Genomic DNA, 14,874 nt, shown 5'->3' on the forward strand with positions numbered 1-14,874 from the left:
CACCGCGCCCGCGGCATGTGCAGACCGCCCCGCACGGGGCGTCAGGGCCGCGATCCGAGCGTCGTCTCCGGTGAGGACGACGACGCCCACCCCCTGCCGGTCACCCTTGCGCGCCCCGCCTGCGAAGGCCGGGGCCGTCAGCGGCGGCGAGGCCACCCGCGCGGGCCCTCTCAGGAATCGGATGCCGGCACGTCGTCCGCGCGCGGCGCTCCCCGGTCCGGTGCGCCGCGATCCGGTGTGACCCGGTCCGGCGCCCCCACGGTCTTCGACCCGAGCATTGCCACCCCGCCGAGGGCGCCCACCGCCGCGAAGGCGAAGAACCCCCACGGGTAGGCCAGCCCGGCGCCCAGCAGCGAGCCTCCGAGGATGGGTCCGCTGATGGCTCCCAGCCGCCCCACCCCGGCAGACATCCCGAGCGCCGTCGCCCGGACCTGCGGCGGGTGGTTGGCCGCGGTGAACGCGTAGACGAGGACCTGCGAGGAGAACACGAAGCAGCCGGTGAGGAAGACCATCACGTAGATCCCGGCCAGCGGCAGCCTGATGACCAGCGCGGCGAGCAGCACGGCGGAGGCTGCGAACCACAGGATGCTCGCCACGCGCGGCGTGATCCGGTCCGCCACGCGGCCGCCGATCCACAGCCCCACCACGGCACCCACGTTGAGGATCACCAGGAAACCGAGGGAGTTGCCGAGGTCGTAGTCCGCCGCTCGCATGATCTGCGGCAGCCACGTGTTCAACCCGTACACCAGCAGCAGGCCCATGAAGGATGCGATCCAGATGACCACCGAGTTGCGGGCGTAGGTGCCGGAGAGCAGCAGTGCGGCGCCCTTCTTCTCGGCCTGCTGTGCCTGCACGGAGGACGACACCGGGGGGTCGCTGTGGACGGCCCCCGCACCGTGGGCGGTGGGCAGCTCCAGGTGGATGCCGTAGTGGTCTGCGACCCGGCGGGCGTCCTGGTAACGGCCCTGTGAGGCGAGGTACGACGGCGACTCGGGCAGGAAGACGAGCATGAGCGGCACGAGGACCAGCGCTGGCAGCGCGCCGACGACGAACATGGCGTGCCACGAGAGGTGCCCCAGCACCCAGATGGCGAGCGCCGCCGTGAGCACGGCACCCACGTGGTAGCCGGTCATCATCACGGTCGTGGCGTTGGATCCACGACCGGGACGGGAGAACTCCGTGACCATGGAGATGCCCGTGGGCAGGCAGCCCCCGAGGCCGAGGCCGGCCAGGAAACGCAGTACGCCGAAGGCGAGGATCGTGGGCGCGAAGGCCGCGGCAAAGGTGAGCACCGAGAACACGATCACCGCTCCTATGAGCAGCTTGCGCCGGCCCCAGCGGTCCGTGAGGTACCCCATGCCGAGCGCACCCAGCATCATTCCGAACAACCCGGCGGTGGCCACCACGGTGCCCTGACCGGTCGTCATTGACCACTCCGGATCGGCCAGGAGGCTGGGCATCACGGCACCGAGGACCACGGCGTCGAAGCCGTCGAGCAGCACCGCGACCCAGCACAGGGGTGCGACCCAGGCCGGAGATCTCAGGACGACGCCGCGGGAGGCTGTGGGAGGCACGGAACGCACGGGATTCACTTCCGGTGGGGTGAGGGGGCAGTGAGCGAAGAACACCGTGATCCTAATCTCAGGTGCGTATGGTCCACATCACTGGTTCCGTTGAACGGAATCCCCGCGAGCGCGGAACGATTCCGGTCCCCGTCCTGCTCCCGCACCGGCCTCAGGACGCACCGCGACAGGCGCCGCACGGTCGGGCCCGCACCCAGCGCCCTGCCCTCACCAGAGCGGCTTGTCCCCCGTGCGCCAGTTGGTGCCGCGAATCCTGTCGTGCAGCGCCACGGCGGAGTGGTCCGTGAGACACGCGATCTGGTCCACGACGAGCCGCAGCCGCGCGGCCTCCACCCCCGGGCCGTCGCTCAGCGCGCGCCAGTCCGCCGCGAAGTCGGGCGCGAGGAACCGCCCGTCGGTCTCCATGAGGGCCCCCACCAGGATGGTGAGGATCTCGTGCTGGTTGTCGTAGAGAGGCATCGCGTCCCGCACGGTCATCACGAACGCGGTGGCGATCCCCTTGAGAACGGCGATCTCCAGCTCCGTCTCCCACGGCACCACGAGGGACGCCCGGTAGCGGGTCAGTGGCTCATCTCCCGCGACCTCCCGCGTGGCCTCCACCGCGGACATCGCGAAGCGCCCGATCAGCTGGCTCGTCATGTTCTTCAGCCGGGCGAGGTCCCCGCGGGTGCCGTCCATGCGCGGCACCCAGGCGGAGGTGGCCTCCAAACGGGCGAGCGCGGCATCGAGCTCGGATCCTGTGGCGGTGGGCACGTACCAGCTGCGCGCGCACTCGACCACCCGGGCGCGCTGATGCTGATCCGCGAGCGCCTCGAGCTGCAGGGCATGGGCGGCCACGGCGTCCTCGACGTCGTGCACGCTGTAGGAGATGTCGTCCGCGAGGTCCATGACTTGAGCCTCCAGACACTTGCGGCCCTCCACCGCGCCCTCGCGGAACCACTCGAACACGGGGAGGTCGTCCTCGTACGCGCCGAACTTCCGGTTGGGCCGCCCGTCCGCGCGAGGCGGGGCATCCGTGGCGGACCACGGGTACTTGCACGTGGCGTCCAGCGTGGCCCGCGTGAGGTTCAGTCCCGCGGGCTCCCCTGTGGGAGTCATGATCTTGGGCTCCAGCCGAACGAGCAGCCGCAGCGTCTGCGCGTTGCCCTCGAAACCGCCGATCTCCCGTGTCAGCTGCGCGAGCACCGTCTCGCCGTTGTGCCCGAAGGGCGGGTGCCCGAGGTCGTGGGACAGGCACGCGGCGTCGACGACGTCCGGGTCGCAGCCCAGCGCCTTGCCCAGTTCGCGCCCGATCTGCGCGACCTCCAGGGAGTGGGTCAGCCTGTTGCGCACGAAGTCGTCGCTCTGCGGCGCCACCACCTGCGTCTTCGCGGCGAGCCGGCGCAGCGCGGAGCTGTGGAGCACGCGGGCGCGGTCCCGCTCGAAGTGGCTGCGGTGCCGGTTGTGGTGGTCCTCGGTGACGAAGCGCTCGACGTCCGAGGGCTCGTAACCGGGGGCCAGGATGCCCAGACGGTCCGGGGTGTGCACGGTGCTCAGCCTCCCGAGACGTCGAGCTCGGCGGCCGACAGGCCCAGGCGCTCGGCGTCGCCCAGGATGCGCGAGTCCAGCCAGCCGTCCGGCAGGTGCGGCTTCTTGGGCGAGCCAGCACGGCCGCGGGGCCCCTCGACGTCCGCCCCCGGGTAGGGCTGGTCCAGGTCCAGCTGGTCCAGCAGCTCGCGCAGCGCGGCGAGGGTGGGCACCTGCGCCATCTTCGCGCGAAGCTCCCCTCCCACCGGATAGCCCTTGAAGTACCAGGACACGTGCTTGCGGATCTCGCGGCAGCCCTTGGCCTCGTCCCCGAACTCCTCGGTGAGCAGCTCCGCGTGGCGGTACACGGTGTCCGCGACCTTCCGCACGCCCGGCCGGTAGCGGCGGGGGCTGCCCTCGAACGCGGCCTGCAGGTCCCCAAAGAGCCACGGCCGCCCCTGGCAGCCACGCCCTACGACGACGCCGTCCACCCCCGTGTGCTCGACCATCCGCACCGCGTCCTCCGCGGAGAAGATGTCCCCGTTGCCGAGCACGGGAATGTCCGGCAGTGCCTCGCGCAGGCGGGCGATGGCGTCCCAGTTCGCGGTGCCCGAGTAGTGCTGCTCCATCGTGCGTCCGTGCAGCGCGACGGCAGCCACGCCCTCGTCGCGGGCCATGCGTCCGGCGTCCAGGTAGGTCTGGTGCTCGTCGTCGATGCCGATGCGCATCTTTACGGTCACGGGGATGTCCGCCGCGGAGGCCTCGCGCACGGCAGTGCCCACAATGGCCCGGAAAAGGTCCGTCTTCCACGGCAGGGCGGAGCCGCCACCGCGCTTGGTGACCTTGGGGACGGGGCAGCCGAAGTTGAGGTCGATGTGGTCCGCGCGGTCCTCCTGCGCAACCATCCGCACGGCCTTGCCCACGTTCACGGCGTCCACCCCGTAGATCTGGATGGAGCGCGGGGTCTCGTCCGGGTCGTGGTGGATGATCCGCAGGGACTCCGGCCTGCGCTCCACCAGGGCACGTGCGGTGACCATCTCGGTCACGTACAGCCCCCCACCGTACTCGCGGCACAGCTTTCGGAAGGACTTGTTGGTCACCCCGGCCATGGGTGCCAGCACCACGGGGACGTCCACGGTCAGGGGTCCCAGGTGCAGCGGCTTCAGGTTCAGCACGGCCGGTTCACGGTCCGTGGTCTCAGTGGTCTCGGTGTTCATCGCCCGCCATTGTCTCACTCCCGGGTGCGACCCCGGCCCCGATCTGCTCGATGCGCACCGCCAGCTTGAACACCCGGATCTGCTCGTCGCGGCGACCCAACATCTTGCACACCCGCCCGAGCTCCCGCAGGCACGCCACCCACTCGTCCGTGTGGACCTCCGGATCCGGCAGCGAGGAGTACAGCGAGGACGCGCTCGTGAGCGCGTGCGCCGCCTCGGGCCAGGCCATGTCCGCAGCGGCCAGGTGCGCCAGGCCCTGCCAGCACAGAATCTGCCCGGCCACGTCCCGGCGCCGCTCGCAGCCCGCAAGCACGGTCTCGTAGTGCTCCGCGGCCAGCCGACGCCGTCCCGCCGCCTGTGCCGCCGTGGCCAGGTGGGAGGTCCAGCGCAGGTCCTCGCGCGTGACGAACACCGGGCCGTCTGCCTCCCCGGCGGGCCGCGCGGGATCCACCACCCCCGCGGCGTCGGCCCCCTCCTGAAACACGCGGTACGCGTCCCACGGACGGGCCTGCGCGAGCAGCACGTCCCCAAGTTCCTCCAGGCAGCGCACCCGCCCGCCCACGGTGCGAGCGCTGCGCGGCGCACGGCGGTACTGCACCGCCCCGATCCGGTAGTGGTGCTCGGCGGCCGCGAGGTTCCCGGCGTCGCGCTCCAGGTCTCCCAACGACGAGGCCGCGTCGCCGGCCTGGCACCACGCCTCGCCCAGGCGCGCGGTCCGCAGCGCGTCCGAGAACGCCTCCCGGGCTCCGGGGACGTCCCCGCGCTGCACGGCGGCGGTGCCCCGTTTGAGGCGACGGGCGGAGGTCTGTGCTGCGAACACTGGGGGCTCCCGGTCTGAGACGGTCGGAGGGGACGGGTGAAGAACACGGGCGGTGGAGAATCCGGGCGGGTGGCAGAGCGAGTCTGCCGGGCAGGGGCTGTGTGCTCAGAGGATCCGGCGGCCGGCAGGGGACGGCTGCAGGGTCAGAAAAAGAGGATCGCGGAAACCGCGCTCGGCAAAGGTGGAGCACACGGAGCGCGCCAGGGAGTCAACGGCGTGCACCGGGGCGAGTGCCAGCACGGAGCCGCCGAAGCCACCGCCCACCACCTTGGCACCCAGGGCGCCGGCGTCGACGCACGCGGCCACGGCGGCGTCGAGCTCCGGGACGGAGACCTGGCAGTCCAGTCGCATGGACTCGTGGCCGGCCACGAGCAGGCGGCCCACGAGCGACCAGTCCGCGTCCGGCGTCGCGAGCTCGTCCGCAATCCGCACGGAGCGGACCATCTCGGTGAGCGAGTGCCGCAGCCGCAGCCGCACGCCCTCGGGGTCGCCGTCCAGGGGCGCACCGTCCGCGAGGACGGCGTCGAAGCGGGCGAGCGCCGCGGCGGCGTCGTCCTCCGAGGGGTGCTCCGGCAGCGCGTCCCGCAGCCGGCCCACGCCGAGGACCGCGGCGGCCGCCTCGCACTCGGCGCGGCGGGAGCTGTACTGCCCGTCCGCGAGCCGGTGGGGTGCGCGGGTGTCCACCGCGAGCCAGGTGAGTCCGGCGGCGGCGGGCTCCGCGGGCAGGCTCGCCACGTCGAAGTCCCGGCAGTCCAGCGCCAGTGTCTCCCCCGCATGCGAGCGCAGGGACGCCGTCTGGTCCAGACCGCCCGTGTTGGCGCCCACGATGTAGTTCTCCGCGTCCATGCACGCGCGGGCCAGGGCGCGGCGCGGGGCCTCGTCCGGATCGTCGTTGCCCGTGCTCAGCGAGAACAGGGCGAGGGCCACGGAGCACTCGAGCGCCGCGGAGGACGCAAGGCCAGCACCGATCGGCACGGTGGAGTCCACCATGAGGTCCGCCCCGAAGCCGGGGGCCAGTGCGAGCTCGGGAACCGCGACGGGGTGGGCCGAACGGCCTGTGGCCACGCGGTCCATGCCCCACGCCACGCCGGCCGCATAGCCGAACCAGCCGCCGACGGAGCCGGGGGCCACGTCCGCCACGCGCACCTCGCGCAGCCGCTCGTCCGCCACGGACTCGTCTGCGTCCTGCAGCGAGCGCGCGCGCAGCAGCCCGTCCGTGCGCGGAGCCGCGGCTGTGAGAGTGACGTACTGGTGGGCGAAGGGCAGGCACGTGCCGCCGGAGAAGTCGGTGTACTCGCCCATGAGGTTCGCCCGCCCCGGTGCCGCCCACACGCCCACCGGGGGGCGTCCGAAGGCCTGTTCGAAGTGTTCCCCCAGCGCCCGGGCCCGCCGTGCGACGTCCGGCTGGGCCACCCACTGCGGGCAGTCGCCCTCCTCCGGGACGGTGGCGACGCTGAGTTCACAGGACACGGACGGGTTCCTCCTGGTGCGGGCGGACGGGGACGGACGGCGGTGGCGCACCGTGCCGTCTCAGCGGGCAGCCCACTGCCGGGCAGGGTACGGCCCGGGTGGGGTGCGCGAGACCCCATTGTCCACTACACGCCCACACCGCGCGAAAGTGCTGTCCGAGTTCTTCCAGACTCCGGTCCCTGGTCTCCGGAACCACCCGGTGCACCCACACCAGGGCCACGAGCTGCAGTGCCACGAAAACCAGCACCGTCCACCCCACGCCCAGGGCGTTCGTGAGCGGCGGGAGCGTCAGCCCCACCACGAAGGTCATCATCCACAGCAGCCACGCGCACACGCCCATGCCCACGCGCCGCAGCAGCACCATGGACAGCGCCACTGCCGCGACCCCCACGAGGCCGGGGGACGATGTTCGCGTAGAACGCACCGTTGCCTCCGAATCCGGAGTCCTGGAGCACGCTCACCCCGTAGTGCTGGACGGCGTTGATGCCGGAGATCTCGTTGATCACGGCCATGGACAAACCCAGCACGAAGACCCTGCGGATCCACGGGATGCGCACCAGGTCCAGCAGCCCGGCGCGTGGCCGGTCACGATCCCGGTCTCCGTCCCGCGCGGCGAGCTCCAGGACCTGCTCGGCCTCCCGTGGACTGTAGGCGTCTTCTCGGATCCGGTGCAGCGCCCGGCGCGCCTCCTCGGCCCGCCCCTGTCCGGCCAGCCAGCGCGGGGACTCCAGGACCACGGTCATCCCGATCCACAGCGCCAGGGCGGGAACGGTGGCGAGCACGAGCATGTAGCGCCACACGTGCGCAACGTGGCCGAAGGCCGTCGCCAGCCCCGCGTTGAACACGAACGCGAGCGCCTGCCCACCCACGAGCATCAGCTCGTTCTGGGCCACCAGTCGCCCGCGCAGGTGGACGGGGGCAAGCTCCGCGAGAAACACCGGGACGACGACGGACGAGGCACCCACCGCGAGTCCCAGCACTGCCCGTGCGGCCACCAGGACCGGGATGGACGGTGCGGCCGCGCAGCCGATCGTGGCGAGCACGAACACGACGGGAGGGCTGCAACGTTCAACGGATCGGCTGGGGCCGGTCCTCAGTCGAGGACAAGTGTCTCCGTCTCCGTGATCACGCGGGCCACCCCGGCGTCCAGGAGGTTGTCCACCACGGCCACGAGTGGGCCCATGGCGTCGTCCACCTCGACCTCCACCGGGTAGTCGCTCACGAGCAGCGCAAGCAGCTTCTCCAGCGCGGCACCCGTCTGCGCCTCCGTGGCACCGGCGGCGCCGGGCACGTACCCGAGCAGCACATCCGCGATCTCGTTGGGCTGCGGCTCGTCGTGCGGGTTGGCCGGGTCGAACGGGCGGTAGCTCACGGCGAAGGCCGCGATCTGGCCCCGCTCATCCTCCGGCGAGATGCCGCGGCGCAGCACAACGGCCCCGTAGGCCCCGGCGGTGTCCGAGAGGAACTGCTTGTTGACGGCGCCGATGCTCACATCCCCCACCGGGTCCCACTCGTGGACCGCTCGGTAGAACGCCTCGACGGCGCGTGTGAGCTCCACGGAGCCCGTGGCCAGGTCTTCCACGGACTCGGTGGCCGCGCCTTCCGGGGTGCTGTCCAGCGTGGGCAGCGGCAGGGCACCGGCGTCCACGCGGACCACCCGCGAGCGCATGGCGCCCGTGAAGCCCAGTGAGCGGGCGAAGCCCTCCCCCGTGGACTCGGGTGCCACCCGGGTGCGCAGGGCGCTGACGTCCACCCCGCCGGCGGCGGCAGCGGCCCGCAACCGGGACACCAGTTCCCGGCCGATGCCCTCGCGCCGGTGGTCCGGGGCCACCTCGACGGACAGCCACAGCCGCTGCGGGTGCCACGCGGAGGCGTAGCAGACCCCGGCCGCGACCGGGACGCCGTCGTCGGTGGCCACGAGCGTGACGGAGAACCCGCTCTGGTCCTGCGCACCCAGCCGGGCGCGGAACGCCTGGACCGGTGCGGACTCGGCGTCCGGCCACAGCTCGAGCAGGCGCAGGTCGTCGTCCTCGCGCCAGGGGCGGTAGTCGATGCTCATGCGGTTCCTACTTCTCCAGGCGCTCGGCCAGGTACTGCTGCACGCGGTCCAGGCCCACGCGCTCCTGGGTCATCTCATCACGCGAGCGGATGGTCACCGCCTGGTCCTCGAGGGTGTCGAAGTCCACGGTGATGCAGAACGGCGTGCCGATCTCGTCCTGGCGGCGGTAGCGGCGCCCGATCGCCCCCGCGTCGTCGTAGTCGATGTTCCAGCGGCGGCGCAGCTCGGCGTCCAGGTTCTGGGCGGCGGGGCGCAGATCCTCCTTCTTGGACAGCGGCAGCACCGCGGCCTTCACCGGCGCCAGGCGCGGGTCCAGGCGCAGCACGGTGCGGGTGTCCACGCCGCCCTTGGTGTTCGGCGCCTCGTCCTCGAGGTAGGCGTCCACCAGGAACGCCATCATGGAGCGGGTCAGCCCGAAGGACGGCTCGATCACGTACGGGGTGTAGCGCTCGCCGGAGGCCTGGTCGAAGTACTGCATCTTGGTGCCGGAGGCCTCGGTGTGGTTGGTGAGGTCGAAGTCCGTGCGGTTCGCCACGCCCATCAGCTCACCCCACTCGGAGCCCTGGAAGCCGAAGCGGTACTCGATGTCGATCGTGCCGTCCGAGTAGTGCGCGCGGTCGTCCGCCGGGACGTCGTAGCGGCGCATGTTGTCCGGGTTCACGCCCAGGTCCACGAACCAGTCCCAGCACGCCTCGACCCACTCGTCGAAGTACTTCTTCGCCTCGTCCGGGTGGATGAAGTACTCGATCTCCATCTGCTCGAACTCCCGTGTGCGGAAGATGAAGTTGCCCGGGGTGATCTCGTTGCGGAACGCCTTGCCGATCTGCCCGATGCCGAACGGTGGCTTCTTGCGCGCTGCGGTCACCACGTTGAGGAAGTTCACGAAGATGCCCTGGGCGGTCTCCGGGCGCAGGAAGTGCTTGCCCTCCTCGTTGTCCACGGGGCCCAGGAAGGTCTTCATCAGACCGGAGAACTGCTGCGGCTCGGTCCACTTGCCGTCCTGGCCCGTCTCCGGGTCCTTGACGTCCGCCAACCCGTTGACCGGCGGGTGCCCGTGCTTGGCCTCGTAGGCCTCCAGCAGGTGGTCCGCGCGGTAGCGCTTGTGGGTGTGCAGGGACTCCACCAGGGGATCGGTGAAGGTCTCCACGTGCCCGGAGGCCTGCCACACCGCGGACGGCAGGATGATCGAGGAGTCCAGGCCCACCATGTCCGCGCGGCCGCGCACGAAGGTCTGCCACCACTCGCGCTTGATGTTCTCCTTCAGCTCCGCGCCCAGGGGCCCGTAGTCCCACGCGGAGCGCGAACCCCCGTAGATCTCACCCGCCTGGAACACGAAGCCCCGGCGCTTGGCCAGGGAGATGACATTGTCCAGGGTGGATTTCGGGGCCATACGGTCTCACTTCCGTTTCTCGCGCGGACCTCGCGAGGGCTCGCGCGTGGGGAATCGGTCTGGGGTGCGCTGCCCGTGGGCGCGGGCGCGCGGTTCAGGGACAAGCGTAGCGAGGTGCCGCGACGCTCGCCTAAACACGCTCTGTCCCTGCCGCCGCGCACACGTCCGGCCACGGCGACGTCGCCCGTTCCCCTGCTCGCCGCGGGTCCCGTTCCTCGCCCGCTGCGGGACTGCTACCAGCCCGCTACGAGACGAACGCGGAGATCCCCGTCAGCGCGCGGGCCACGATGAGCGAGTTGATGTGGTAGCTGCCCTCGTAGGTGTGGATGGCCTCGACGTCCGCCATGATCTTGGCGATCCCGTGGTCGCTCAGCAGCCCGTTTCCACCCAACGCGTCCCTGGCCTGCGCGGCAGACTGGCGGGATAGTCGCGTGGCCGTGGACTTGGCGAGTGCGGCGTGCATCATCTCCAGCTCGCCGTCGTCCTGCACACGCGTCACCTGTGCCATCAGCCCGGAGCTGGCCGCGAGGTTGCCGGCGACCTCAGCAATCACCTGCTGGATCAGCTGGAAGCTCGCGATGGGCCTGCCGAACTGGACGCGCTCAAGGGTGTAGTCGCGCAGGATGTCGAGCAGCGCCTGCTGCGCGCCCACCGCCTGCCAGCCCACCCACGCGCGCGAGTCCTTGAGCAGGTCGTTGGTGGCCGCGAAGTCCGCGGCACCCGGCAGCAGCGCATCCGCGGGCAGACGCAGGTCGGTTAGCTCCACGTCAGCGTTCTGCATGATCCGCAGCCCGATCTTGTGCTCGATCTTGGTGGCCGAGTACCCCGGCAGAGCGGTGTCCACGGCAAAGCACTTGACGAGTCCGTCGGCGGTGTCCCTGGCCCACACGAGCGCGAGATCCGCCACGGTGCCGAGCCCGATCCACCGCTTGGAGCCGTTGAGCACCCAGCCGTCCCCGTCCCGGGTGGCGGTGGTGGCCAGCCCACCGGCGATGTCCGAGCCGTGCTCCGGCTCGGTGAGGCAGAACGCGCCGAGCTGCCGTAGCTCCTTGAGTCCGGGCAGCCACGTCTGCTTCTGCTCCTCGGAGCCGAACGCCTCCAGGGTGCCCACAATCAGCTCGTTGTGGATGCCCAGCAGCGCGGAGAGGGAGAGGTCCGCCCGGGCGACCTGCACGTGCACGAGGTTCTGGAACAGCCGGGACCCGCCGCTCTCGGCCAGCCGCCCCAGGCTCAGGTCTGCCAGCCCGGGCAGCAGCTCTCTGGCCAGTTCCTCGCGGTTCCAGTAGCCCACGCTCTGGTGACGCACCTGGGTCTGGAGATGATCCGTGATGCCCCGCAACCGTTCGCGCTCCTGCGCGCTGAGCAGGTGCTCCAGGTGGAGGAGGTCAGTGCTGGGAAGGTGGGCGGTGGCGCGCTGGGGTGATGCGGCTGGGCTCATGATCCTGATCCTCGGGGTAGTGGGCAGGTCGAAAGTAGTACGTCCGACTATATCCGAGGAATGCACCTGCTGGTGGTGCGGATCACACTCCCCGGTCGGGTGCGCGGCAGTCGCGGCAGACCCGGCGGACGGAAACCCGCCCGGGGCAGGGTCGACGACGCCGTCCGCCACGGAGTGCCTGCGCCGGGCACGTAGAATGCGGGCATGCCCCAGCACGAGCCCCTCCCCCGCGACCCCGTTGCCGAGGCACGGCGCAACTGGGAGCGCGAGGGCTGGACGCAGGCCGCCGGACCCATGGCCGCGGTGACGTCGATCATGCGGGCGCAACAGCTGCTGCTGGCCCGGGCGGACCGGATCCTCAAGCCGTTCCGACTCACGTTCTCCCGCTACGAGGTGCTGGCCCTGCTGAGCTTCACCCGGGAGCACAGGATGCTCATGAAGAAGGCGAGCGCACTGCTGCAGGTCCACCCCACCTCCATCACCAACGCCGTGGACCGCCTGGAGGGCGCAGGCCTGGTGCGCCGCGAGCCTGTCAGCACGGACCGCCGCGCCGTGAACGTGACCCTCACTCCCGAGGGGCTGGAGGTCGTGGCCCAGGCCACCCGGGCGCTGAACAAGGACCTGTTCCTCACCACGGGCTTCGAGGACCACGAGGTGGAAGCGGTCGTCGGTGCGCTGAACGGTTTTCGCGCGCGCTGCGGGGACTTCACTTCTCCCGAGAGCTCTTCCGACCCCCGTCGCGCAGGGTCGTGATGATCCCGGAGAAGTCCTTGCCCGCGTGGCCGTCCGCGACGAACTGGTTGTAGAGCTCCGCCGCCAGGCGCCCCATCGGTGCCGCGGCCCCGGTCTCGTCCAGTGCGGTGGTGGCGAGGTTGAGGTCCTTGGCCATCAGGGCCCCGGCGAAGCCGGGTTCGAAGTCCTTGTTGGCGGGACTGGTGGGCACGGGGCCGGGAACCGGGCAGTTGGTGGTCAGCGCCCAGCACTGCCCGGAGGCGTTGGAGACGACGTCGTACATCGCCTGGTGCTCCAGCCCCAGCCTCTCGGCCAGCACGAACGCCTCGCTGACCGCCACCATGGACACACCCAGGATCATGTTGTTGCAGATCTTGGCGGCCTGACCCATGCCGCTGCCGCCGCAGTGCACCACGCGCCCGCCCATGATCTCCAGCAGGGGTCGCACGCGCTCGAAGACCTCGGGTTCCGCACCCACCATGAAGGCCAGCGTCCCGGCGGTGGCGCCCACCACACCCCCGGAGACCGGGGCGTCCGCGGCGGTGAACCCCGCCGCCCGTGCCAGCTCCGTGGCCTCCTGCGCCTCCGAGATGTTGATTGTGGAGCAGTCCAGGAACGTGGTACCCGCGGGAGCTGCGGCGAGCAGGCCCACGGCGCCGTCGATCCCCACGTAGGCGTCCACCACGTGCTTGCCGGACGGGAACATGGTGATCACCACGTCTGCGGACCGCGCCGCCTCCTGCGGGGTCTCGACCACCTCGATTCCCTGCTCGCGGGCCGCAGAACACGCCTCAGGGACGATGTCGTAGCCGGTGACCTGCACCCCCGCCGCCGCGAGGTTCGCGGCCATCGGGCCGCCCATGTGGCCCAGGCCCAAGAAGGCGACGGCGGGGAGCTGCTGGCTGGGGGTCTCGGTCATGACGTTCCTTGTTCCAGGGGTGGGCGGCGGCTCCACGGGTCGCGGAGCTGCGGTAGTGCCGGGGCGCTGGGACCCCGCCGGTCGTCGTCGTGCGGCTCAGCTACCGGCGGGCATCACGAAGCTCGCGCCCTCCTTGGTGCCGGAGGGCCAGCGCGTGGTGACCGTCTTGGTCTTGGTGTAGAACTTCAGCCCGTCCGTGCCGTGCTGGTTGAGGTCCCCGAAGCCCGAGGCCTTCCAGCCACCGAAGGTGTAGTACGCGATCGGCACGGGGATGGGGACGTTGACGCCCACCATGCCCACCTCCACGCGGGTGGTGAAGTCCCGGGCCGTGTCCCCGTCCCGGGTGAAGATGGCCACGCCGTTGCCGAACTCGTGCTCGCTGGGCAGGCGCAGGGCCTCCTCGTAGTCCGCGGCGCGGGCAATGCACAGCACCGGGCCGAAGATCTCCTCGCGGTAGATACTCATGTCCGTGGTGACGTGGTCGAACAGGGTGGCACCCACCCAGAACCCGTTGGGGTGGCCGTCCACGGTGGCGCCGCGGCCGTCCACCACCAGTTCCGCACCCTCCTTCTCACCGGCGGTGATGCAGGACTCGATGCGCTGCTTGGCCTGGGCACTGACCACGGGACCGAAGTCCGAGGACTCCTCCAGGGACGGGCCGAGCGTGAGCATGGCGATCCGCTCCTCGAGCAGCGCGCGCAGCCTGTCAGCGGTGGCCTCCCCCACGGGCACGGCCACGGAGATGGCCATGCAACGCTCGCCGGCGGAGCCGAAGGCCGCCCCGATCAGGGCGTCAGCGGCCTGCTCGAGGTCCGCGTCCGGCATAATCACCATGTGGTTCTTGGCGCCACCGAAGCACTGGGCGCGCTTGTTCTGCGCGGCGGCCGCACTGTAGATGGCCTGGGCGATGGGCGAGGAGCCCACGAACCCGATCGCCCGCACGCGCGGGTCCTCGACCAGGGCGTCCACGGCCGTCTTGTCACCGTGGACCACATTCAGCGCACCGGCGGGCATGCCGGCTTCCACGGCCAGCTCCGCGAGCCGCACGGGCACGGAGGGGTCCCGCTCGGAGGGCTTGAGAACGAAGGTGTTGCCGGCGGCGAGCGCGATGCCCGCCTTCCACAGCGGAATCATCGCGGGGAAGTTGAATGGGGTGATACCCGCGACCACGCCGAGCGGCTGGCGCAGCGAGTGGACGTCGATCCCGGTGCCCGCGCCGCTGGAGAACTCGCCCTTGAGCAGGTGCGGTGCTCCGGCCGCAAACTCCACGACCTCCACGCCGCGCTGGATGTCGCCCTTGGCGTCCGGGAAGGTCTTGCCGTGCTCGTTGGAGAGCAGGGTGGCCAGCTCGTCCATGTTCTCGGTGATCAGGTCCACCCACGTGAGCAGGATCCGCGCGCGGCGCTGGGCGTTGAGCCCCGACCACTGCGGGAACGCCTCCTCGGCGGCGGTCACGGCCTGCGCGACCTCCTCCGCCGATGCCAGCGGCACCTGCGCGCTGACCTCCCCCTCCACGGGGTTGAAGACGTCCTGCGTGCGACCGGAGTCGCCCGGGGTCCTCCGGCCTGCGACGAAGTGGGGAACGAGGGTCATGGCTGCTCCTGGGGTGGGGCTCGGGTGTGATGCACGTCTCCCCCGAACGTATCCCCACTTCGTTGGACGTGCAACTACTTGGGGTCACGACGCCGCCCGGATGCGTTTCCGTCCCTCCGCACCCCACCCCGGCCAGGCACGTCCGGG

General features: G+C 71.1%; 12 protein-coding genes and 1 pseudogene. 1 reads left to right on the forward strand and 12 read right to left on the reverse strand.

Going from position 1 to position 14,874, the window contains the following annotated elements:
• Window positions 1-170 precede the first annotated feature (170 nt).
• From ABD264_RS10415 to ABD264_RS10460, 10 genes and pseudogenes are all read right to left on the reverse strand, one after another.
• On the reverse strand, window positions 171-1,574 hold the full coding sequence (locus ABD264_RS10415; protein ID WP_303106075.1) for an MFS transporter: 1,404 nt from the start codon (window positions 1,572-1,574) through the stop codon (window positions 171-173).
• A 216-nt stretch (window positions 1,575-1,790) separates the two neighbouring features.
• Window positions 1,791-3,110 carry a deoxyguanosinetriphosphate triphosphohydrolase gene (locus tag ABD264_RS10420; RefSeq protein WP_303106074.1) on the reverse strand — a complete coding sequence of 440 codons (1,320 nt, stop codon included), beginning with the start codon at window positions 3,108-3,110 and terminating at the stop codon, window positions 1,791-1,793.
• 5 nt (window positions 3,111-3,115) lie between these two features.
• The gene (gene dusB / locus ABD264_RS10425) at window positions 3,116-4,306 is read right to left on the reverse strand and encodes a tRNA dihydrouridine synthase DusB (RefSeq protein WP_303106073.1); all 1,191 of its coding nucleotides are present in this window, start codon (window positions 4,304-4,306) and stop codon (window positions 3,116-3,118) included.
• The gene (locus ABD264_RS10430; RefSeq protein WP_303106072.1) at window positions 4,287-5,126 is read right to left on the reverse strand and encodes a hypothetical protein; all 840 of its coding nucleotides are present in this window, start codon (window positions 5,124-5,126) and stop codon (window positions 4,287-4,289) included. The genes dusB and ABD264_RS10430 overlap by 20 nt, the downstream gene beginning before the upstream one ends.
• Window positions 5,127-5,231: 105 nt before the next feature.
• Window positions 5,232-6,596, reverse strand: a complete 1,365-nt coding sequence (locus tag ABD264_RS10435; RefSeq protein ID WP_244944764.1) for a galactokinase — start codon at window positions 6,594-6,596, stop codon at window positions 5,232-5,234.
• Entirely contained in the window at window positions 6,586-6,960 is a 375-nt protein-coding gene (locus ABD264_RS10440; RefSeq protein ID WP_344205940.1) for an MFS transporter, read from the reverse strand. Before ABD264_RS10440 ends, ABD264_RS10435 begins: the two co-directional genes overlap by 11 nt.
• A 97-nt stretch (window positions 6,961-7,057) precedes the next feature.
• Window positions 7,058-7,645, reverse strand: a pseudogene (locus ABD264_RS10445) (MFS transporter); the annotation flags it as partial.
• A 44-nt stretch (window positions 7,646-7,689) separates the two neighbouring features.
• The gene (locus ABD264_RS10450) at window positions 7,690-8,655 is read right to left on the reverse strand and encodes a GNAT family N-acetyltransferase (RefSeq protein ID WP_144942297.1); all 966 of its coding nucleotides are present in this window, start codon (window positions 8,653-8,655) and stop codon (window positions 7,690-7,692) included.
• A gap of 7 nt (window positions 8,656-8,662) precedes the next feature.
• Entirely contained in the window at window positions 8,663-10,045 is a 1,383-nt protein-coding gene (locus tag ABD264_RS10455; RefSeq protein WP_303106068.1) for a glycine--tRNA ligase, read from the reverse strand.
• A gap of 244 nt (window positions 10,046-10,289) precedes the next feature.
• Entirely contained in the window at window positions 10,290-11,483 is a 1,194-nt protein-coding gene (locus tag ABD264_RS10460; protein ID WP_290498567.1) for an acyl-CoA dehydrogenase family protein, read from the reverse strand.
• 204 nt (window positions 11,484-11,687) lie between these two features.
• On the opposite strand from ABD264_RS10460, the gene ABD264_RS10465 reads away from it, so the two are divergent.
• A complete protein-coding gene (locus ABD264_RS10465) occupies window positions 11,688-12,236 on the forward strand; it encodes a MarR family winged helix-turn-helix transcriptional regulator (protein ID WP_303106067.1) in 549 nt (182 codons plus the stop codon).
• Here the strand turns inward: ABD264_RS10465 and mmsB are convergent.
• A complete protein-coding gene (gene mmsB, locus ABD264_RS10470; protein ID WP_303106066.1) occupies window positions 12,190-13,134 on the reverse strand; it encodes a 3-hydroxyisobutyrate dehydrogenase in 945 nt (314 codons plus the stop codon). The genes ABD264_RS10465 and mmsB overlap by 47 nt on opposite strands.
• A 96-nt stretch (window positions 13,135-13,230) precedes the next feature.
• On the reverse strand, window positions 13,231-14,727 hold the full coding sequence (locus tag ABD264_RS10475) for a CoA-acylating methylmalonate-semialdehyde dehydrogenase (protein WP_144942301.1): 1,497 nt from the start codon (window positions 14,725-14,727) through the stop codon (window positions 13,231-13,233).
• Window positions 14,728-14,874 lie beyond the last annotated feature (147 nt).

The sequence above is a fragment of the Kocuria salsicia genome, assembly GCF_039532055.1.
GTDB lineage: Bacteria > Actinomycetota > Actinomycetes > Actinomycetales > Micrococcaceae > Kocuria > Kocuria salsicia.

Excerpts from the sequence above, each read along its gene's own strand:
- ABD264_RS10465 (WP_303106067.1), top strand. The coding sequence starts at position 11,688 with ATGCCCCAGCACGAGCCCCTCCCCCGCGACCCCGTTGCCGAGGCACGG.
- ABD264_RS10450 (WP_144942297.1), bottom strand. The coding sequence starts at position 8,655 with ATGAGCATCGACTACCGCCCCTGGCGCGAGGACGACGACCTGCGCCTG.
- ABD264_RS10475 (WP_144942301.1), bottom strand. The coding sequence starts at position 14,727 with ATGACCCTCGTTCCCCACTTCGTCGCAGGCCGGAGGACCCCGGGCGAC.
- ABD264_RS10455 (WP_303106068.1), bottom strand. The coding sequence starts at position 10,045 with ATGGCCCCGAAATCCACCCTGGACAATGTCATCTCCCTGGCCAAGCGC.
- ABD264_RS10460 (WP_290498567.1), bottom strand. The coding sequence starts at position 11,483 with ATGAGCCCAGCCGCATCACCCCAGCGCGCCACCGCCCACCTTCCCAGC.
- dusB (WP_303106073.1), bottom strand. The coding sequence starts at position 4,306 with ATGAACACCGAGACCACTGAGACCACGGACCGTGAACCGGCCGTGCTG.
- ABD264_RS10440 (WP_344205940.1), bottom strand. The coding sequence starts at position 6,960 with ATGGTGCTGCTGCGGCGCGTGGGCATGGGCGTGTGCGCGTGGCTGCTG.
- mmsB (WP_303106066.1), bottom strand. The coding sequence starts at position 13,134 with ATGACCGAGACCCCCAGCCAGCAGCTCCCCGCCGTCGCCTTCTTGGGC.